The organism is Pontibacter aydingkolensis (genome assembly GCF_019443125.1).
GTDB lineage: Bacteria > Bacteroidota > Bacteroidia > Cytophagales > Hymenobacteraceae > Pontibacter > Pontibacter aydingkolensis.
Genome location: NZ_JAHYXK010000032.1, coordinates 1 through 19,428, shown reverse-complemented (window position 1 = coordinate 19,428; position 19,428 = coordinate 1). Strand labels below are relative to the sequence as shown.

At 43.2% G+C, this 19,428-nt stretch carries 16 protein-coding genes and 1 pseudogene; 14 read left to right on the top strand and 3 right to left on the bottom strand.

Annotation, left to right across the window (positions count from 1 at the left end; translation table 11 throughout):
• Window positions 1-112, top strand: a pseudogene (locus K0O23_RS20645) (IS1 family transposase); the annotation flags it as partial.
• 589 nt (window positions 113-701) lie between these two features.
• On the opposite strand, the gene K0O23_RS19600 reads toward K0O23_RS20645, so the two are convergent.
• Window positions 702-4,253, bottom strand: a complete 3,552-nt coding sequence (locus tag K0O23_RS19600; RefSeq protein WP_219879157.1) for an SBBP repeat-containing protein — start codon at window positions 4,251-4,253, stop codon at window positions 702-704.
• Between the two features lie 606 nt (window positions 4,254-4,859).
• Between K0O23_RS19600 and K0O23_RS19595 the strand changes: the two genes are divergently transcribed.
• The 12 genes from K0O23_RS19595 to K0O23_RS19545 all read left to right on the top strand — a co-directional run bounded on the left by K0O23_RS19595 (window position 4,860) and on the right by K0O23_RS19545 (window position 16,348).
• Window positions 4,860-5,420 carry a helix-turn-helix domain-containing protein gene (locus tag K0O23_RS19595; RefSeq protein WP_219879156.1) on the top strand — a complete coding sequence of 187 codons (561 nt, stop codon included), beginning with the start codon at window positions 4,860-4,862 and terminating at the stop codon, window positions 5,418-5,420.
• 438 nt (window positions 5,421-5,858) lie between these two features.
• Entirely contained in the window at window positions 5,859-6,410 is a 552-nt protein-coding gene (locus K0O23_RS19590) for a hypothetical protein (RefSeq protein ID WP_219879155.1), read from the top strand.
• A gap of 327 nt (window positions 6,411-6,737) precedes the next feature.
• Window positions 6,738-7,052 carry a hypothetical protein gene (locus K0O23_RS20455; protein ID WP_317195721.1) on the top strand — a complete coding sequence of 105 codons (315 nt, stop codon included), beginning with the start codon at window positions 6,738-6,740 and terminating at the stop codon, window positions 7,050-7,052.
• Window positions 6,982-7,305, top strand: a complete 324-nt coding sequence (locus K0O23_RS20450; RefSeq protein ID WP_317195720.1) for a helix-turn-helix domain-containing protein — start codon at window positions 6,982-6,984, stop codon at window positions 7,303-7,305. The genes K0O23_RS20455 and K0O23_RS20450 overlap by 71 nt, the downstream gene beginning before the upstream one ends.
• Window positions 7,306-7,602: 297 nt before the next feature.
• Window positions 7,603-9,066: a circadian clock protein KaiC gene (kaiC, locus tag K0O23_RS19580; RefSeq protein WP_246597234.1), complete on the top strand. Its 1,464-nt coding sequence runs from the start codon at window positions 7,603-7,605 to the stop codon at window positions 9,064-9,066.
• 61 nt (window positions 9,067-9,127) lie between these two features.
• Window positions 9,128-9,415 (top strand): circadian clock KaiB family protein, encoded by a 288-nt coding sequence (locus K0O23_RS19575; protein WP_219879154.1) that lies wholly within the window; start codon window positions 9,128-9,130, stop codon window positions 9,413-9,415.
• Between the two features lie 249 nt (window positions 9,416-9,664).
• Complete coding sequence (locus tag K0O23_RS19570; protein WP_219879153.1) at window positions 9,665-10,048, top strand: response regulator; 384 nt, start codon at window positions 9,665-9,667, stop codon at window positions 10,046-10,048.
• A 155-nt stretch (window positions 10,049-10,203) separates the two neighbouring features.
• Window positions 10,204-10,764: a helix-turn-helix domain-containing protein gene (locus K0O23_RS19565; protein ID WP_219879152.1), complete on the top strand. Its 561-nt coding sequence runs from the start codon at window positions 10,204-10,206 to the stop codon at window positions 10,762-10,764.
• Window positions 10,765-10,915: 151 nt separating this feature from the next.
• A complete protein-coding gene (locus tag K0O23_RS19560) occupies window positions 10,916-12,304 on the top strand; it encodes an ice-binding family protein (protein ID WP_219879151.1) in 1,389 nt (462 codons plus the stop codon).
• A gap of 11 nt (window positions 12,305-12,315) precedes the next feature.
• Window positions 12,316-14,325, top strand: coding sequence for an outer membrane beta-barrel protein (locus K0O23_RS19555; protein ID WP_219879150.1), 2,010 nt, complete (start codon window positions 12,316-12,318; stop codon window positions 14,323-14,325).
• 260 nt (window positions 14,326-14,585) lie between these two features.
• Window positions 14,586-14,777, top strand: coding sequence for a cold-shock protein (locus K0O23_RS19550; protein WP_219879149.1), 192 nt, complete (start codon window positions 14,586-14,588; stop codon window positions 14,775-14,777).
• A gap of 1,289 nt (window positions 14,778-16,066) precedes the next feature.
• On the top strand, window positions 16,067-16,348 hold the full coding sequence (locus K0O23_RS19545) for a hypothetical protein (RefSeq protein WP_219879148.1): 282 nt from the start codon (window positions 16,067-16,069) through the stop codon (window positions 16,346-16,348).
• Between the two features lie 508 nt (window positions 16,349-16,856).
• Here the strand turns inward: K0O23_RS19545 and K0O23_RS19540 are convergent.
• Window positions 16,857-17,972, bottom strand: a complete 1,116-nt coding sequence (locus K0O23_RS19540; protein WP_219879147.1) for an oxidoreductase — start codon at window positions 17,970-17,972, stop codon at window positions 16,857-16,859.
• Window positions 17,973-18,200: 228 nt separating this feature from the next.
• On the opposite strand from K0O23_RS19540, the gene K0O23_RS19535 reads away from it, so the two are divergent.
• Entirely contained in the window at window positions 18,201-18,989 is a 789-nt protein-coding gene (locus K0O23_RS19535) for an SDR family NAD(P)-dependent oxidoreductase (RefSeq protein ID WP_219879146.1), read from the top strand.
• Window positions 18,990-19,096: 107 nt separating this feature from the next.
• Here the strand turns inward: K0O23_RS19535 and K0O23_RS19530 are convergent, their stop codons facing one another.
• Window positions 19,097-19,342, bottom strand: coding sequence for a hypothetical protein (locus K0O23_RS19530; RefSeq protein ID WP_219879145.1), 246 nt, complete (start codon window positions 19,340-19,342; stop codon window positions 19,097-19,099).
• Between the last annotated feature and the right edge of the window lie 86 nt (window positions 19,343-19,428).

The window sequence follows — 19,428 nt, the reverse complement described above, 5'->3', positions numbered from 1 at the left end:
AACAAGAAACAGGAGAATAGTCAGGAAAACGGCCTGCTTCTCTAAAAAAGAGCAAAACCACTACGATGCTATGAAGCTAATATTCTATTACCGAAATCATCATACATTGTAGACCACAACCAAGTTTTTCATAGTTCAGCTATTTTTATAATTATAGATCTTTTTATAGTACTAAATATTGAAACAAGAGTTGCATTTGCTGCTGCACAGCGCCCTGCTATGGCTATACTTAGGATGGGTGAGGAGGTTGCTCAGGTGGCACAGCCAGAACCTTTAAACTTTCAGAAAAGGAGCTCCTTAATCAGGGTTAAATTAATGCTGTACTAATTAAATAGGTTATAATGAATTTATCTTAAAATGAACGCGCTTTCAGTTTTATTACACGCTTACGCACAGATTACTGTTGAGGTATTAGGGCAGGCAACTTCTCCTTTCGGCGGGTAGACCATAAAGGAGGGCAATTGTAAAGTGCGGACCAGATTGCAAATATCAGCTACAATATTAAGTTGAGATCATTGCGCTCAACTAATATGCATTATTGTGAGAAATGCAGGGCTTAGTATAGACTGTCATACATTGATTAAAACAGAATCTTATTTTGCGATGCGATGCTATACTGATTCTCTTTTAGTATTACTTACTAGATATCCAATTTACCTTCTTTAAGACTTAAAGGAAGCTCAGTCAGAATAAGCGGCATTTTACAATACCACCATTTTTATAGTTTGAGAAAAATGCCCCCCGCTCACCCTTACCAAATACACGCCCGGAGAGAGAGATTCTACCTGTAGCACTAACTGGCTTTGTGTTATTGGCTGGCTCATTACAAGCTTGCCTGCAGGATCGGTTAACTGCAGCACAGCCTCCTCTCCCTGCGTTAGTCCCTTTACAAGCAAGTTCACTTGAGCGCCCTTAACCGGATTGGGGTAGAGATGCAATTCAACTGTATTGCTTCGTTTAAGGCTAACCCCACGCAGAGGGGAGTACTTCTCTGTGCCGTCCAGATCCACCTGACGAAGGCGGTAATACGAGGTACCAGATAGAGGTTCACGATCTGTAAAGGCATATTTGGTTCGAGTACTGGTTGTACCTCTTCCTTTTACGCGGCTGATCTCAACGAATTCCTTGCTGTCACTGCTCCTCTCCACAGCGAAATAGTAGTTGTCACTTTCTGAGGCAGTCTCCCACCTGAGCGCTACTGTTTCCTGTTCTGTTACGATGGCTTCAAAGTGAACAAGCTCTACGGGCAGCGGCGTAACCGAATTGGATACAGTCCACCTGGAGAAAGACTTTGCCCGCACCGTCACGCCCCTCCAGTTCCCACTGCTTGTGGCCATCAGTGGGTTTCCTACGGTAAACCAGGTGGCTCCGTTGTCTGTGCTTTTGTAGACCTGTGCCTCCTTAGTAGTGAAATCAAGTCCATTGTTATCGGCTGCAAGCCAGCTTAGTGTGAGGTTAACTGAGCTGTTCGCTTGCACAGTGGGGCTTATATTCCAGTTTCGCTCTATACCCTGCTTAGTAGGATCCTCTGGATTGGTTACTGCTGAGCCGGGCCCTGTAATGCGTGTTACAGTTACTTCTCCCCAGTTGCCCCCACCAATGTTATCAAAGCTCAGGCCGATGTTGCCGAAAAGATGGGTACCTGTACCACTAATAGCGAGTTTTTTTACCAAGGCTCCTTCATACAATCTTCCCGTATCTTCGCTACTGCCTAAACTTGTGTCAAGAGAGCCGTCTAAAGTTAGCTTTTTGCCAGCCTCAGCCGAGAGCTTGCCGTTACGTAGGGTGAGCAGACCGGCGATGGTAATGTCGGTGGTGTGCACCGCTCCCCGGACATCGTCAAGCTCCAGGTTACCTAACGGGCGGCTGGCTGAGATCCGGTGAGCGGCTGTGCCGCCAGAGAGCACAACCTTCCCTGAGCCGCTGCGCAGCGCGTGATAGTCAAGGTTTCCTTTTACAGTTAGCGTGTGATCATTGTGCAGGGTAAAGCCTGTGCTGGCAACCTGCAGGTCTTTGTTAACTGTGATATTGCTACCGATTGTAAGCATCGTACCCGCCACACCCTCAAGCACGAGGTTATGGTAGGCCAGGTTCGGAACTGTTAAGGAGATATTACTGGCAAATCTCACAGTGCCAGTTCCCATATTCAATGTACCGGGGGTATAATCAAAGAAGTTGTTTAAGACCAAGCTACCATTAACCATCGAAAGTGTGGATCCAGTATCTAACCTTAGTCTTTTTGTTGCTGTAAATGGTCCGTTGGTTAAGGTAAGCGTACCCGATATAGGAATATCTTCATGATAAACTGCTCCCTGGCTATCATTTAATTCGATATTGATAATCGGTTGTGTACCAGAAATTTGGTGGGGAGCTGTGCCTCCGCTAAGTATAATTCTTCCTGTGCCCGCACGCTGGGAGTTAAGCACAAGATTTCCTTTAACAGTAATGTTATTAATAAAATCCAACCTTGTACCGGGTTTGCTATCTAATATCAAAGAGGGAAAAGTTAAAGCAGGCACGGGAACAGAAATCTGAGAAGCAAGTCTGACTGTAGCATCGCTTCCAGATGTGAGGGTACCGCCGAAAGTAACGAACTGCCCCCTAACTGTCAATAAACTATTGCTCCCTTCCTCCATTATAAGATTTGAACCAGAGCTAAGTGCCATGAAACCATGAACAGTCAGGTCGCCCCCGGCAGCCAATCTTAGAGAACTATTACCTGAGCCTAGAATGATACTGTTTGCCTGTGCGCTTGTACTTAATACCGGATATTGGGTTAAACCTGACGGGATGGTCACATCATCAGCAGCCGTTGGCCCAACCCCGCCCTTCCAGTTGTTAGCGTTTGCCCACGCTGTTGAGACAGAACCCTCCCAGGTAATGGTAATACCGATCTTTGCAATAAACATGGATGTGCCGGAAGTTGTTAAAGTAGGTGTACTGCCGAACGTAGTTTGAGTAACAAAACTACCCGCTATATAGGCATTCCCGAAATTGTCTTGTGCTGCTCCATAGCCATAGTCATTACCCGTACCTCCGCCTTTCTCTACCCATTGCAGTGTGCCTGCAGGGCTATATTTGGCAATAAAGATATCAGTACCCCCGGTGCTGGTTACAGGTACTATAGTGCCACCACCATCAAAAGTGGCAATGCCAGAAAAATAGCCTGTTACAACGGTATTTCCGGAACCATCTGTAGTTATGCCATAAGGAAGATCTACGTTTGTGCTTCCTGCTTTCCTTACCCACTCAACAACACCATTAGTGCTGTATTTGGCAACATATATATCCGCACCTCCACTATTGGTAAGTGTTGTGCCTCCGATAGTAGCTGTTCCTATATATGCACCCGTTATATAAGCATTCCCGCCCATATCTAACGTAATACCATATTCACCAGTGGTATAGGTAGTTTCTATACCCACACTTCTAGCCCAGATAGCGTCACCGGATGTGTTATATTTAGCAATAAATGCGTCTTTTTGATTACTAGACTTAGGATCTATAGTTGGTAGGTTACCAAACTTTGCATTACCAGAAAAGTAACCTGTTATATACAGATTTCCTGATGCGTCTGCTACTATACTCTGCCCACCATCATGACCATTAGCACCTCCTCCCGATGAACCCGCTGACTTTGCCCAGACTGCTGTACCAGATGGATCATACTTAACTATAAATATGTCATTGTTACCAATTGACGGAAGTGAATGACTGCCAAATTTAGTATTGTTACCCGCAAAATATCCCGTAATGTAAGAATTGCCGGCATCATCTGCAGTAATGGCGTACCCAACCTTAGCACCACCTTCACTACCAGTTCTAACCCATTGCACAGTACCATATGTATCATACTTTGCTACAAATATTTCATTAGAGGAATTAGAGTATGTTACAGGAATATGATCGAAGGTTGCTGAGCCACCTTTTATATTCCCGGTAACATACACATTGCCCAAGCCGTCTACATCAATTCCATTGCCAGTATCAGCACCTATTCCTCCTGCCGTTCTTACCCATTGTAACGTACCTAATACATTATATTTAGCTATAAAAATATCATCAGACCCAAGGCTGGTAATTGATTCTCCACCTATTGTGACAGTTCCCTGAAAATACCCGGTAACATAGACGTTTCCGATAGCATCCGCGGTAGCCGCCCTTCCCACTTCAGCAGTTGTGCCAGAGGTTTTTTTTGATTGCTGTGCCCATATAAACTGCCTGGTTTGGGCCTGTACTGATTGAAAACTCAAAAAAAGTATTAAAAGGATAAGGCAAGAATAGTGTACTCTTTGCATACAGTGAATTACATAATTTATTGTCTGTCGAACATATTGATAGGCTTTGTTCAACCACATTATTAAACTTACTGTACTAATTTTAGCAGATATAGTTACATCTATATATTGATTTTTTTTATTATCAGAATAACTATATACACAATCACCTTAAAATAAAATTTTATTCTGCTTTGTAACAGGCAGTATTATTAATGGATACAAAATTTATGTACAACTATAAATAAAGTAGAAACTAAGCTAGATAACAGGTAAGATCAAGCTTTAACACCAAGACGAGCTTTAAGTCTAAAAAATGATTTTTAATCTTAAAGCATTAGGTATAAAGTTCTATGTTCTAACCTTTAGGCTACACAGAAGCATTAATACTTGTCTTATTAAGCCTTTTCTTATTTATAGACCAACAGAAATCATCAAACGCATTTAATTTTATATATATAGCCCGATACCAAAAAAGGAGTAAGTATATTTACAGATAACCATAGTGATTCTAATCACTTCACATTATAAAAAGAATCTCTGTAGTTTCAGGAAAACGAACTAAGAGACACAAGAACCGCTATGATATTGTATATTAAATACATGGTTAGCCTGCGCTGCAAAATGATGGTGAAGGAAGAATTAGGCAAACTGGGCCTGCAGTATGTGGTGGTTGATCTGGGAACAGTTGAGATCCTTGAAGATATTACGCTCGAACAACGTAGCCTACTCAAAAACAATCTCCTCTTATCAGGATTAGAGTTGCTGGATGACAAAAAAAGCATCCTGATCGAAAAGATAAAGAACGTCATCATCGAGATGGTGCATTATTCCGATGAATTTCCGAAAGCGAATTACTCCGATTATATCAGCGAGAAACTCAACCACGACTATACCTATCTGGCTAACATCTTTTCAGAAGTAAAAGGCATCACCATCCAGCAATTCATCATCTTCCATAAAATTGAAAGAGTAAAAGAGCTATTGCTGTACAAAGAATTTAACTTAACGGAGATCGCGCATCGCCTGCACTATAGCAGCGTGGCCCATTTATCGAACCAGTTTAAAAAAGTAACCGGCCTTTCCCCCTCGTTTTACAAGCTATTAAAGCAAAAGCGCATGGCCAACCTCGAAAACATGTGATTTATGTAACATAGTTTTTTTACTGTGTAACATAATGCAGTTTGAATAGCCCCACCTTTGTAACATCAAAAACAGCTGAACTATAGAAAAGCCGGCTGCTGCGAGTAACGAACACTAAGACAATACTGATTGAATTTAGGATACAAATTACCAGCCTCACCGAAAGCAACACCAAACTGCCAGCAGCACAGCAAAAAAGACGTTAAGCGCTAAAGCAGCAATACCTATCCTAAGGTTATAATTCTACGGCCAGGGTACTGGTCAACAACTCACACCAAACCATACAACAGCCAATTACCTTAAGCAATACCATATTTCAGACGAAATATGGTTCTATAGTTTGTGCTTCAGAAAATTAACTCTAAACAGTTCCGGAAAAGCAAAGGCAAACCAGGAACTATAAAAATCACCCCTTATCAGAATTTTAAAAACCATAATATGAAGAGATTATTTACAATCACATTAACCATTCTGTTTGTCAGCTTTTTCACGTTAAATGCAACTGCCCAGGAAAAACACGGCAGCACATTAAACTTAGGTGTAGGAATTGGCGGCTACGGCGGCTACTACAAATATGCCAACCGTTCGCTACCCGTTATCAATGTAAACTATGAGTTTGATGTAGCCAAAAGCTTTACGCTTGCACCATTCATCAGTTTCTCTACTTTCTCGAACGATTACCACGATGATAGCAACAACTATACGTACCGCGAAACTATCATCCCGATTGGCGTTAAAGGCTCGTATTACTTTGACGATATACTACAGGCAAATCCTAAATGGGATTTTTACCTGGCCGGCTCATTGGGTTTTGCAGTTATAAACTCGCGTTGGGATGATGGCTATGATGGCGACAAAAATCATTACCGCAGAGGCAATCCGCTTTTCCTGGACCTGCATGTTGGTACCGAATACCACTTTAACAACAGAGTCGGTGCGTTCTTAGACCTGTCTACAGGTGTATCAACTATAGGCATCGCAATACATTAATCAACTATAGCCAAAACAGTGTAATTTGTCCTGTAACTGATGTACCGGTTAAAACCCGGGTGTTGGTTACAGGACAAATTATTTTGCGGTTATACACTAATCTGCTGCAGCAGGCACACTATAGTTTAAACTACAGTTTATAGTTTGCAGCTTAATGAATTAATGTTGCCGCGCATACGTCTTAAGTATGAATCACAGAACCTGTCTTACATGTTATTGTAAGATCCTGATCTCATTGCTCATCACATCGCACCAGGTTCTGATCACATTGCCAGTAGCAGCGCCGTACCATACTCCCGGATTTGAGTATGCACTTTACTAAAACAAATGAAATTATATATCAAGTACATGGTGAGCAATCGCTGTAAAGCACTGGTGCAAAACGAACTTACAACTCTTGGTTTGCAGTCAGAATACGTGGTGGTTGACCTGGGCGTGGTGGAGATACACAAAGATATTACCGACATCCAACTCGAGCGGTTAAAGGAAAACCTTAACAAATCAGGGTTAGAGGTGCTGGATAACAGCAAAACCAACCTCATAGATAAAATAAAAAAAACTGATAACAGAAATGATCAATTCGCCGGAAGAACAACCGAACGTGAATTACTCTGTTTATATCAGCGAGAAACTTGGTTATAACTACAACTACTTAGCCACTATCTTCTCCGAAGTAAAAGGCATTACCATCCAGCAATTCATCATCATCCATAAAATAGAGAAAGCGAAAGAACTGCTATTTTATGATGAGCTAAGCCTTACCGAAATTGCCCACCGCCTGCACTATAGCAGTGTGGCCCACTTATCGAGCCAGTTTAAAAAAGTAACTGGCCTTTCCCCCTCTTTTTACAAGCATTTAAAAGACAAACGCGCAGGCGTGCTCCAAAACCTGTAAAATATGAAACATACTTGAACAAGTATGTAAAGTTTTGCTGTCTAATAACCCCCACCTTTGTCTATCCCATTGTGTGTACATTTTATGTTACAAGAATGGGTAGACCTATACTGACTATTAAAAGCCCTTAACCGGCATCTGATTATTAATGGATGCACGGACTTATAGGAGCGAATAGGATGCTGCTGGTCCTCGCGAATGTTTTACATAGCTCCTTTTAAACTTCCTGTCATGGTAGCACCTCGACCTGAAATTCCCGAACAATATCTTTATTTCCAAAACCGCTTACGTTTGCCTATGCACCTTAGAAAATTAAAAACCGGAAACGATTCCTTCGACCATATAGCACATGGCGGCCTGCCACTTGGCCGTACAACACTGGTTGCGGGCAGCTCCGGTAGTGCTAAAACACTTTTTGGTGCGCAGTTCCTGGCAATGGGTATTCAGCTCTATAACCAGCCTGGCGTGTTTGTTACCTTCGAAGAACAGGCAGATGATATCCGGAGAAACCTGAAAAGTCTTAACTGGGATATAGATACCTGGGAAAAAGAAGGGAAATGGATATTTGTAGATGCCGCCCCGAAAGAAGAGAACATCATAGCTGTCGGTGATTTCGACCTGAGCGCTTTCAGGATAAGACTGGAAAGAGCAGTACAAAAATGTAATGCACAACGTGTAGTTATAGACTCTATTGGCAGCATTTTCACACAGTTCCACGAGGAGATGCATACCATCCGGCGCGAGCTGATACAGGTAGCGCTCACCTTATCGCGGTTGGGAGCCACTTCTATCATCACGGCAGAACGCCTGGAAGAATATGGCAAGATCACCCGTTTTGGAGTAGAAGAATTCCTGACGGATAACGTGATCATTCTCCGGAATGTGTTGCATAACGAAAAGCGCAGAAGAACTATAGAGATACTGAAGTTCAGAGGAAGTAACCACGAGAAAGGTGAAAATCCGTTTTCAATAAACCCTGAAAAGGCCATCGTTATCATCCCGTTATCAGCCATGAACCTAAAGCATATTACGTCTAATGAGCGTGTAACATCCGGTGTACCTGCCCTGGACGAAATGATAAATGGCGGATTTTATAAAGGCTCTATCAACCTTGTTTCCGGGGCAATAGGCGCCGGAAAAACATTGCTGGTAGCCAACTTTGTAAACGGTATCCGGGAGAAGAAAGAGCGTTGCCTGCTTATGGCTTTTGAAGAAAGCAGTGAGCAACTATACCGCAACGCAGCCGGCTGGGGCATTGATTTTAAGCAACTCGAGGCTGAAGGACTGCTGAAAGTGATCTCTATTTATCCGGAAGTTTCATCCCTGGAAGATCATTTCATCAACATCCAGGAAATAGTGAAAACCTTTAAGCCTCAAAGAATCGCGATGGATAGTTTATCTGCCTTATCGCGCACTTCTTCCGACAAAGGGTTCAGGGAGTTTATTATTGCCTTTACAGCATACCTGAAGCACAAGGAGATAACAGGCATGTTTACGTCTAATACTCCTTTGCTGGCAGGCGGCACATCCGATACCGAAGGCAACATCTCGCCTATTACAGATACCATTATACTGCTGCGCTATGTAGAGATGTCTGGTGAAATGCAGCGAAGTATAGCTGTGCTTAAAATGCGGGGTTCCAAACACGATTCATCTATCCGGAAATTTACTATAACTGAAAACGGAGCAGACATAGGCAAAAACTTTGAGGGCATAAGCGGCATATTGACGGGCAACCCGATGCTTATTAAGCTTGAGTAACAAAAATAAACAATCATCATTAGCCGTAAATTAACCGGAACTATCAGCCAAATTTTAATCAATGAGCATGCATGTATTTCAGCTCTTTATTAACGGACACAGCCTTAATTCAGTCGAGGCAGTGGACACATTACTCAAGATTTGCAGGGAAAATTTAAACGGAAACTATCAACTTGAAATTATTGATATCCAGAAAGACCCTGATAAAGCAGAAGAGGCAGGCATTATAGCGATACCAACCCTTATCAGGATGGAGCCAACACCAGTTAACCGTATTATAGGTGCGCTAAATGTAAGAAGCCGCGTATTGGCCGGATTAGGAATATCGAGTATGCATGTGACTGTATAAACTTACAGGCAGTGTTACCATAAAATATAACATTGCCTGTAAGTATAGATCAGCCTTCTGTTCCCGATAGAACAAGATGCAGATACTTTAAACAATATTATAGTTTAAACAGACCAACTATAGATCTTACTATTTACAAAACGTGCGATTGATTTAACATGCATTTTGAAGTGCAACATTTTTCCAGTTTTAATTTAATACATTTTTAACATCATACAGCAGTGCCTGTTATGGCAAATTGCCGAGAGGATGAAGAAAAAAATATTACTGATAGACGATGATAGCACTTACATCTATATCCTGAAACAGCTGCTGAAAAAGCATGATGGCGAGGGAGAGATTGTAACTGCTGGAAATGGCTCAAAAGCATTGGAAATACTAAAAATAGACTATGAGATGGATGAACTGCCCGAGATTATTATCTCAGATATTGAGATGCCGATCATGAGTGGTATCATTTTTACACAGGAACTGGAAAAGCTAAAACTATTAGATTATACTTTAACAAAGGTGATACTCAACAGCAACAATTCCAGGTACGCTGAGCTTGACTGGTCAGTAGGAATTCCTGCTATTATCTACTTCCAAAAACCACTGTTAAACAAACACCTGCTTACAATACTTGGCGAATAACATCATATCAACAAGTATGTAGATGCATACAATAGCCCGATACTGAAAAAGTAGTCAATGTATTTCCGGAGGATCACAGTTAAACCATACATATTATAGTTTAAAACAGGCTCTCTATAGCTCGTCAAAACGACTTAAGAGTCTCAACGAACGCTATGACACTGTTTATTAAATACATGGTTAGCCAACGCTGCAAAATGCTGGTGAAGGCAGAATTATTTAATCTCGGCCTGCAGTATGTGGTAGTTGACCTGGGCACTGTAGAGATACTGGGTAACATTACAACAGAGCAGCGCACACAACTCAAAGATAACCTGCAGGTTTCGGGATTAGAGTTATTGGATGACAAGAAAAGCATCCTGATCGAAAAGATAAAGAATGTCATCATCGAGATGATACATTATTCCGATGAGTTCCCGAAAGCCAACTACTCCAATTATATAAGTGAGAAACTAAACTACGATTATACTTATCTGGCCAACATCTTCTCTGAAGTGAATGGCATCACAATTCAGCAATTTATCATTTCACACAAAATTGAAAGGGTAAAAGAGTTGCTATTATATAAAGAGCTTAACCTTACTGAGATCGCGCACCGCATGCACTATAGTAGTGTGGCCCATTTATCAAATCAGTTTAAGAAAGTAACAGGCCTTTCCCCTACATTTTACAAGAAACTTCAGCATAAAAGATTGGAAAACCTGGAAAACGTGTGATTTATGTAACATACTTTATTTACTATGTAACATATCCCGATCTGATTTGCCCCACCTTTGTATCATCAAATACTGCCGTGCTTAATATAGATGCACGCACCCGCCAGTAACGGAAAAATTTATCAAAAACAGATTGAATTTAAGAAAACTAGTGACGACCCTTGCCTTTGCTTCGGTTGTTGTAATTGCCGGATGTAAAGAAGATACATTCATAGAAGATTTTGGGGTTTGCCCCGTTGTTCTAAGTACCACTCCTGAAGACGGAGCCACCTCGGTCCCTCTCACCTCTAATGTTACAGTTACCTTTAATGAGGGAATGAATCCTGAGACCATCACCCAGACATCCTTTACTTTAACAGGTCCGGAAAAAGAGCCAGGCGAAATATCCTTCAACACCGAAACCAACATCCTGACCTTTATACCTGAAAACGAACTTGAATTCGCTACTACCTACACAGGCAGAGTTGCTACTTCAGTAAAAGATATGATGGGTAACGCACTCCAAACAGATTATGTCTGGACCTTTACTACTGTCGCTCCTTCAATACCAAGAGTAGTATTAACAAACCCTGTTAACCTGGCAACTGGTGTAGCCAGAAATACAGTTATCAGTGCCGGTTTCAGTGAAGCAATGATTCCTTCAACGATCACGGCCACTTCATTTACCTTAAAAACAGGTACATCAACTATAGCCGGCAGCATCAGTTATACTGGTACTACAGCTAAATTCACACCTGAAAATAACCTGGCTGCCAACACAACTTATACTGCAACTATAACTACAGCTGCCATGAGTAAAAATAATACTCCTTTGGCTGCTAACTATGAGTGGACCTTTACAACAGGTGTTGACAATACGCAACCCGGTTCTACGGCAATGGGCGTTGATCTTAAATCGGTTGGTCGCTTCGGAATCTTTGCAGGGGTTGGCATCAGTAACAATGCAGGCTTCAGTGAGATAAGAAACTTAGATGTTGGTATAACACCTGGTGTTCGCTCGTCGGTAACCGGTTTTCCTCCGGCTAAAGTTGTTAACGGCGCCATTTTTGCATCTGATGATTCTGCACCAGCAGGTACATCTGCCATGCTGATACAAGCCAAGCAAGACCTATTAGAAGCTTATCTTTTTGCTGAAGGAGCAACTTCTCCGGCACCAGCCACAGTAGCCGGCGACCAGGGTGGTAAAACACTTGCCCCAGGCATCTACAAATCTACTTCAACTTTACTGGTACAGGCCGGTGACTTAACACTGGATGCACAAGGCGACCCGAATGCAGTATGGATATTCCAGATAGCATCAGACTTTACCACAGTGGGTGGTGCAGGCGGTAACATTATACTTACAGGCGGCGCACAGGCTAAGAATATCTTCTGGCAAACAGGCAGCTCTGCCACTATCGGCGACGGCACTTCCTTTAAAGGAAACGTACTTGCCCTGACCTCTATCACCATGAACTCAGGAGCAACAGCCGTAGGTAGAATGCTTGCCAGAAATGGCTCGGTAGTAATGACCAACACAAACATCATCGAGAAGCCTTAATCAACACGAACATGACAATCAAAAATAACAATACCGGATCGCACCAAGCATGGTCTGCCTCTAAGCTTGCGCTCAAAACTATAGTTCTAAGCACTATCATCTTTACAGGAATCCAGGCTCCGGCCCAGGCCCAGAATGCTCCGTTCACGAAACCATCTTGGTGGTTTGGCGCAGCAGCCGGTGCAAACTTCAACTTCTACAAAGGTTCTACTCATAAATTGAACTCGCAGCTTACGCCGCCGGTAACATTTCATAGTGGCAACGGTGTAGGTCTTTTTGCAGCGCCACTTATAGAGTATCGTCGCCCGGAATCGAGATGGGGACTGATGCTGCAGACAGGTTATGATAGCCGCAGAGGTGAATTTGACCAACAGACAACTGCCTGCGACTGCCCCGCAGACCTGAGTACCAAGCTAAGCTACATTACAGTAGAGCCAAGCCTGCGCTTCTCTCCTTTTAAAGCCTCAGGTTTTTACCTGATGGGTGGTCCGAGACTGGCCTTTAATGTGAAGAAGGAATTTACCTACGAACAAGGCGTTAACCCAGCTTACTCGGATCAGGAAAAAAACCCTGCTGTAAAAGGTGACCTGAGCGATGTGAAAGACAGATTACTTTCGATGCAGGTGGGTGCCGGTTACGACATTCCGCTTAACTCTCAGAACAACCGCACGCAGCTTGTACTTACCCCGTTTGTAACGTACCAGCCATACTTCGGCCAGTCGCCGCGCAGCATCGAAACAATGACAGTAAATACATTACGAGTAGGTGCCGCTATAAAATTAGGACGAGGTAAGCCAAACGCAACAATAGCTGCCAACGATGTGCAGTTCACGGTTAACTCGCCTACCAATATTACGGCAGACCGCAGGGTAAGAGAGACCTTCCCGCTTCGTAACTATGTATTCTTTAACCAGGGTTCTACAGCCATTCCGGATCGTTATGTGCTGCTTGAGAAAGACCAGGTAAAAGACTTTAAAGAAGATCAGCTGGAGATGTTCACACCTAAAACATTAGCTGGCCGTTCTGATCGCGAGATGACAGTATACTATAATGTACTGAACATACTTGGTGACCGCTTAGGCGAAAATCCATCAGCAAGTATAACGCTGGTAGGTTCATCTGAGAATGGTCCGCAGGAAGGTACCGTAATGGCTGGAACTGTGAAAAGCTACCTTGTTAATACATTTGGTATCCAGGCTTCGCGCATCGCTATTGAAGGTCGTAACAAACCTAAGTTGCCTTCGGAACAACCAGGTGGCACCAAAGAACTGGAACTGCTTCGTGAAGGCGACCGTCGTGTGTCTATCGAAAGTAACTCACCAGCTTTGCTGATGGAATTCCAGAGTGGCCCTAAAGCTGCCCTGAAACCGGTAACTATAGCTGCCATACAGGAAGCACCGCTTGACAGTTATGTAACATTTACTGCAGCAGGTTCTAATAAAGCTTATACTTCATGGTCGATGAACATAACAGATGACAAAGGCATCGTTCAGAACTTTGGACCATACATGCAGGAAACGGTAAGTATACCCGGCAAAACCATTTTAGGAACACGCCCTAAAGGCACGTACTTGGTAACTATGCTGGGCACCAAAGAAGATGGCAACATCGAGAAGAAAGAAGCAACTGTGAACATGGTACTTTGGACTCCGGCCAAAGACGAAGAAGGCCAGCGTTATAGTGTATTGTATGAGTTCAACGACTCTAAAGCGATAACCACTTACGAGAAATACCTGACCGAAATTGTAACGCCTAAAATACCTAACGGTGGCAAGGTGATCATACACGGTTACACAGATATCATCGGTGACGATACCAACAACAAGAACCTGTCGCTGGCAAGAGCCAATGATGTGAAAAGAATCATCGAGAACAGTCTTGCGAAAGCAGGCAGAAAAGATGTGACCTTTGAAGTGCACGGATTTGGCGAAGACCAGAACCTGGCACCATTCGAAAACAAATTCCCGGAAGAGCGCTTTTATAACCGTACTGTTATAATCGACATTATCCCCGCAAAATAAGACTCCGTTTATTCATAAGTTGAAAAGCTGCCCGATTTATCTCGGGTAGCTCTACTTATCAGGGTTTTGAATTACTACGTAACCAGGAGTCAGCTTAATGTGAGGTACAGATACCATCGGATTTAGTAATCTGACTAGTAAAATAAAAGCATATAATAGGTAAACCAACAAGGATTTGTAATTTATTTATTGTATATTGTAAAAAATAATGAACGTATATACCTGCACGTATGTAGTAGGTATATAATAACAAACATCATATGAATAACGGAACAGTAAAATTCTTTAACGACCTGAAAGGGTTCGGATTTATTAAAGAAACAAATTCAGATCAGGAATATTTCGTACATGCCTCTGGCCTTGTAGATGAGATTAGAGAAAACGACGAAGTAAGTTTTGATCTTCTGGAAGGAAGAAAAGGACTAAATGCGGTTAATGTAAAGCGCGCTTAGTTTTAATCTATAAATTTCTGAAAAAGCCTTACCCTGTGGTAAGGCTTTTTTTATTGCAGCTACGGCTATACTGCTCTAGGTGCATATCAATAAATTATAGACCTTAATACGCTAATAATGAATAGAAAATACTTAGTTGATACCATAACAAGAGAATACCTGTGTGTTGCCCTTAAAAAAGGTTTGGACTGGGTTCCTAATAATCAGAATGTTCTACCAGGCTTCATGAGTACACGCACTTCAGTAACAGAAAGTGATTCCGTGTTACTTTCAGGTGAATTTAACGACAATGTGTTTTTTGAAAAATGGATTCGGAACGGTACTAATGTTATGTTTGAGTATAAATAATTCTGCGGCGTTGCTGTTTTTATAAAGGCAAGAAAAGCTAACGATTAACCTAAATCTTTATTCTTAAAAGCTTAAGTCTCTTTTATAAAGAAAGATAAAAACTAACCTAGCTGAATTAAACGGTTAACACAACCGGACTGTAACCAGCTTAAAACACTTACACAGCTGTATGATAGTCTGGGAAAAGATTTCAAGACACAGTTCATTGTATAGCTTTTCATTATAGCTACTCTGTACGCCGCAGGTTTTTCCTAACAGCTAAATAGAAATAAGTATTCATGCTGTGCAGCGCAACATGATCTAAAGCCACTCATCCAGAGGATTAATGCCCCCTGCAGGATTATTGCGTGATACTATTTTAGACATAGTTCCCTTACATCCTATCACTTCCGGTTAATCCTTTACCCTCTGAGTATATCTAAGTAGGAAAATGGAAGATCCATTTAATCCCCAGCAAAGAGATAGTGTATACTATGAACGAGAACTAAAATAAAACGAAGTTGATGCTTCAAATAGATAAATAATATGCTTTATTAATAGCATGCTAAAGCATTTAAATCCCGGAAGAAATGGTTCGATAATTCCATCCTTCGGTCTACTAGAAAGCCTCTCAGTTAACGCTGAGGGGCTTTTTTTATGCCTAGCGGACACTATTCGGAAGCCAAAGCGAGACAAATATATACATGTTTACAACTTTTCAACAACTTCCCGTCCACTCTCCTTCTACTTTTAGTGTTTCACCCATATATTACTACCTCAAGCCATTTAGTGTATAAACATTATCATTTCCAGTAAGCTTATGCAAATAATTATCGTATCTAATAATACCACTCCAGCCTGCCGCAACCTGGCAGGAGAAACATTATGCCTCTTAATACTCCTCCATCTAAAAATCCAGCACCGATCTTATAAAATATTCATAACTCTTAAATTTCGAAGCCATGTTTGTAATTGCGCATCATTTTATCAAGGAACCGGAGGCATTCTGGGCTTCTGCTCAGAATGCTCTTTCCTCTATACCTCCCCATTTAAAGCTTCATTCTGTTTATCCTTCCTCAGATCTGAAAACCGGTACTTGTGTCTGGGAGGCACCCAGCGCGGAGGAAGTACAACAATTGGTAGACAGTATTTTAGGAACAATGAGTAAGAATGTCTGTTATGAAGTAAATGAGGAAGCTGCGATAGGGCTTCCGCAAAAAAGAATGGAAGAAGCCAGGAGTTAACTCAATTGTTCTGACATAGCTTTTTGAATAGCATAACCGCTATGGCGCTATTGATTGAATGAAAAGCCAAAGATCCTGCTACCAGTCATTCTGGATTATCTTGATATGCCGCTTCTTAGGTCTTGTACCTTTAGCCGAATGCTACACATTCTGACTACTGCCCGGAATTTAATCAGCTTTGGTTTATAGGCAGAAATGCTGCAAGCCTTTCTTATTCGAAGCGATACCTGTAGAAGTTCTTGTGCCGGTGGAACCTATTGTCTTCAGACTTTCCAAACAATAAATAATGGACTTATGGACAGCTCAGACACCCTTTCAATGCTATAATATCCCCGTGGATAAGGTTCGATAATTCGATCCTTTGGGCTACAGAGTAAAAAGCCGCTTCACGTTAAATGGAGCGGCTTTTTTGGTTCGATAATCTAACCCCTTCGGTTAATTCACCTAATATTGAGTTAGAAAAAAACGTATCTCTTCCTCTTCGACGGCCTTAGTTTTCAACAGGTGATTACAGCTCAAACTCCTTCACCCTCGCGTCCGGCACAAAGAACCGCTGCGGGTCAAAGTCCTCCAAAAGCTTCCCTTCGGCTACTTTACTCACCCAGTCCTTGTTGGCAAGTGCGGCCTTCCCGAGTGTAATCACATCCACCTGCCCACTCTGCAGCATCTCCTCACCTTGCTCGGGTGTGTTCAGGTTCCCGTTCACCACCACTGGCAGCCTCCCGTACCTTTTGGCCAGGGCGGCCAGCGTGGGGCCTCCTCCCTTAAAAGCCGGCTGATCGGCATGGTATTCTGTTACGTGGATGAAGTCCAGACCCGCTTTTCCCAAGGCAGTGAATATAGTCCGGGCATCCTCCTCGCCGCCGGCCCACTTGTGGGTGTAGTCGTTGACCTTGCTCTGGGAGATTCTTATTCCTACCAAGAAGTCTTCGCCTACTGCCTTGCGGCAAGCCTGTGCTGTCTCCACGAGCAACCTTAATCTGCTCTCCGTGTTGCCTCCATACTCGTCCTCCCGCTGATTGGTATAGTCTGTGAGAAACTGGTCAAGGATGTAGCCGTTAGCCCCATGAATCTCAATACCGTCAAAACCTGCGTCCTTTGCATTTTTTGCCGCCTGCGCAAATCCAATCACCACATCGGCAATGTCTTCTTTGCTCATTTCTCTCGGAACAGAAAAGGCACCCTCACCACCATAGAATCCCAACTTTTCTCCTTTAGGCTGCACTGCGGAGGGTCCAATAGTTTCTTGCGCGTGAATGTTGCCTTGGGACAAGGCTCCGGCATGCATCAACTGGCAGATGATCTTTGCTCCTGCATCATGCACACGTTGAATGATTCCCATCCATCCTGCAATCTGCTCTTCGTTGGCTATCCCCGGCTGGTTCAAATACCCCTGGCTATACTTCTCGTCAGGGTAAGTGCCCTCAGTTATCAAAAGTGCGAAGCCGCCCTTGGCATAACGGGTGTAGTACTTCTCCATCGTCTCATTGGGCACACCGTTGCTTTCGGCCGACGTTCTCGTCATGGGGGCGAGACCGATGCGGTTCCTGAGCTTTAGGGTCCCGAGTCTACCCTCTGAAAACAACAAAGGGTATTTTCTTTTCTGTGCTTGCTGATTACTCATTGATAAGTTCCTTTTTGTAGGTTACCGGCACACCTGCCTTAAAGGAAGCAGATTGTACAATATTTACTAATTAGCTCAAGTTACGAGCAACTTGAGCTAATTAGTTATATGCATACTGCCTTAAAAGGTTCCAGAATGCAAAGAATCAGGGAGAGCCCAAAGTCAGTCAGACAGTAAAACTCCAGCCCCCTTGTCACGTTTCATGATAAGAAAACAAAGCGTGTATCTATGAACCTTACAAATAAGAAAGTGCTGATCACCGGCGGTAGTGCCGGAATAGGAAAGTCTATCATTCAAGAGTTGGTGCACCGGGGGGTGCGGGACTTTGCCGTAGTAGGCAGAAGGAAAGAGGCGCTGGACGCGCTGCAATCAGAGTTTCCCAGCGCTAACTTTCTCACCATTCAGGGCAATGTGGCCAAGGTAGATGACTTGGACAAAGCCGTCTCCACAGTATCAGAGGCTTGGGGTGAGCTGGACATCCTCATCAACAACGCAGGCGTAGTAAGCGCCGGCCTGCTCTCCGACCTGAGTGATGAGGACATCATCAACCAGATCAATATCAACCTGACAGGCCTAATCCTGCTGACGAAGAAGGCCCTGCCGCTCCTGATGGAGAGCAAGGAAGGCGTAATTATGAATATGTCCTCGGGCTACGGCTACATCGCCATGCCCTTCTACAGCGTGTACGCTGCTACAAAAGCAGCCGTGGGCCAGTTTTCAGACGCCATGCGAAGGGAGCTGCACCAGTACCCGATCCACGTGATGACCGTCTACCCTTCGGCCACGGACACTGACATGATGAAGACTGCCGTGGTGGGACAGATGGACACACCTGAGGAAGTGGCCAAGGCTTCTGTTGACGGCCTGCTAAACGGGGAGATCAATGTTATTCTGGGTGGAAAGGAGCGAGAGGAACAGATAAAGATGAATTTCCTGGAGCCAGGGAAGATAGACGCCTTTGCCGCCGCTAACTTCGAGGCACTCAGGGAGAGAACAAAGCAACATCGCTCCATGTAGAGCAGCAGCCTTTCCAAGTTTTGCTTTTCATTGAAAGATTTGGAAGGGCAACTGTAACTAATACCGCCGGGAGAGCTCAGAGGGCAACCGCAGTTACAGTACAATGCCTATTTTACCGGTGATGTTCGCCGTATATATCTGCTTAGGGCATCAGCGGCCTCATCCAGTGAGTAGGTGCCGCTTACGTGCACCTGTAGCCGGCAGGCATCAGCCAACTCCCGCATATGATCCAACTGGGTAGCATTCGGCTCCACAAACGCATGTTCAAAGTTAATGTTTGGGCTTAGATCTTCTCCTCCCTCCAGCAGCACTTTGGACTTGCTACTTTTGACTACAGGGTTTAAGAAGGGCAATTTTCTACAAACTGTTAACTTTGGTTTATATGAACAAATGTGTATTCGATGCATCCTTAGCAGATGGCCGTGGAGCTTAGCTTGGC

Excerpts from the sequence above, each read along its gene's own strand:
- K0O23_RS19595 (WP_219879156.1), top strand. The coding sequence starts at position 4,860 with ATGATATTGTATATTAAATACATGGTTAGCCTGCGCTGCAAAATGATG.
- K0O23_RS19590 (WP_219879155.1), top strand. The coding sequence starts at position 5,859 with ATGAAGAGATTATTTACAATCACATTAACCATTCTGTTTGTCAGCTTT.
- K0O23_RS20455 (WP_317195721.1), top strand. The coding sequence starts at position 6,738 with ATGAAATTATATATCAAGTACATGGTGAGCAATCGCTGTAAAGCACTG.
- K0O23_RS20450 (WP_317195720.1), top strand. The coding sequence starts at position 6,982 with ATGATCAATTCGCCGGAAGAACAACCGAACGTGAATTACTCTGTTTAT.
- kaiC (WP_246597234.1), top strand. The coding sequence starts at position 7,603 with ATGCACCTTAGAAAATTAAAAACCGGAAACGATTCCTTCGACCATATA.
- K0O23_RS19575 (WP_219879154.1), top strand. The coding sequence starts at position 9,128 with ATGAGCATGCATGTATTTCAGCTCTTTATTAACGGACACAGCCTTAAT.
- K0O23_RS19570 (WP_219879153.1), top strand. The coding sequence starts at position 9,665 with ATGAAGAAAAAAATATTACTGATAGACGATGATAGCACTTACATCTAT.
- K0O23_RS19565 (WP_219879152.1), top strand. The coding sequence starts at position 10,204 with ATGACACTGTTTATTAAATACATGGTTAGCCAACGCTGCAAAATGCTG.
- K0O23_RS19555 (WP_219879150.1), top strand. The coding sequence starts at position 12,316 with ATGACAATCAAAAATAACAATACCGGATCGCACCAAGCATGGTCTGCC.
- K0O23_RS19550 (WP_219879149.1), top strand. The coding sequence starts at position 14,586 with ATGAATAACGGAACAGTAAAATTCTTTAACGACCTGAAAGGGTTCGGA.
- K0O23_RS19545 (WP_219879148.1), top strand. The coding sequence starts at position 16,067 with ATGTTTGTAATTGCGCATCATTTTATCAAGGAACCGGAGGCATTCTGG.
- K0O23_RS19540 (WP_219879147.1), bottom strand. The coding sequence starts at position 17,972 with ATGAGTAATCAGCAAGCACAGAAAAGAAAATACCCTTTGTTGTTTTCA.
- K0O23_RS19535 (WP_219879146.1), top strand. The coding sequence starts at position 18,201 with ATGAACCTTACAAATAAGAAAGTGCTGATCACCGGCGGTAGTGCCGGA.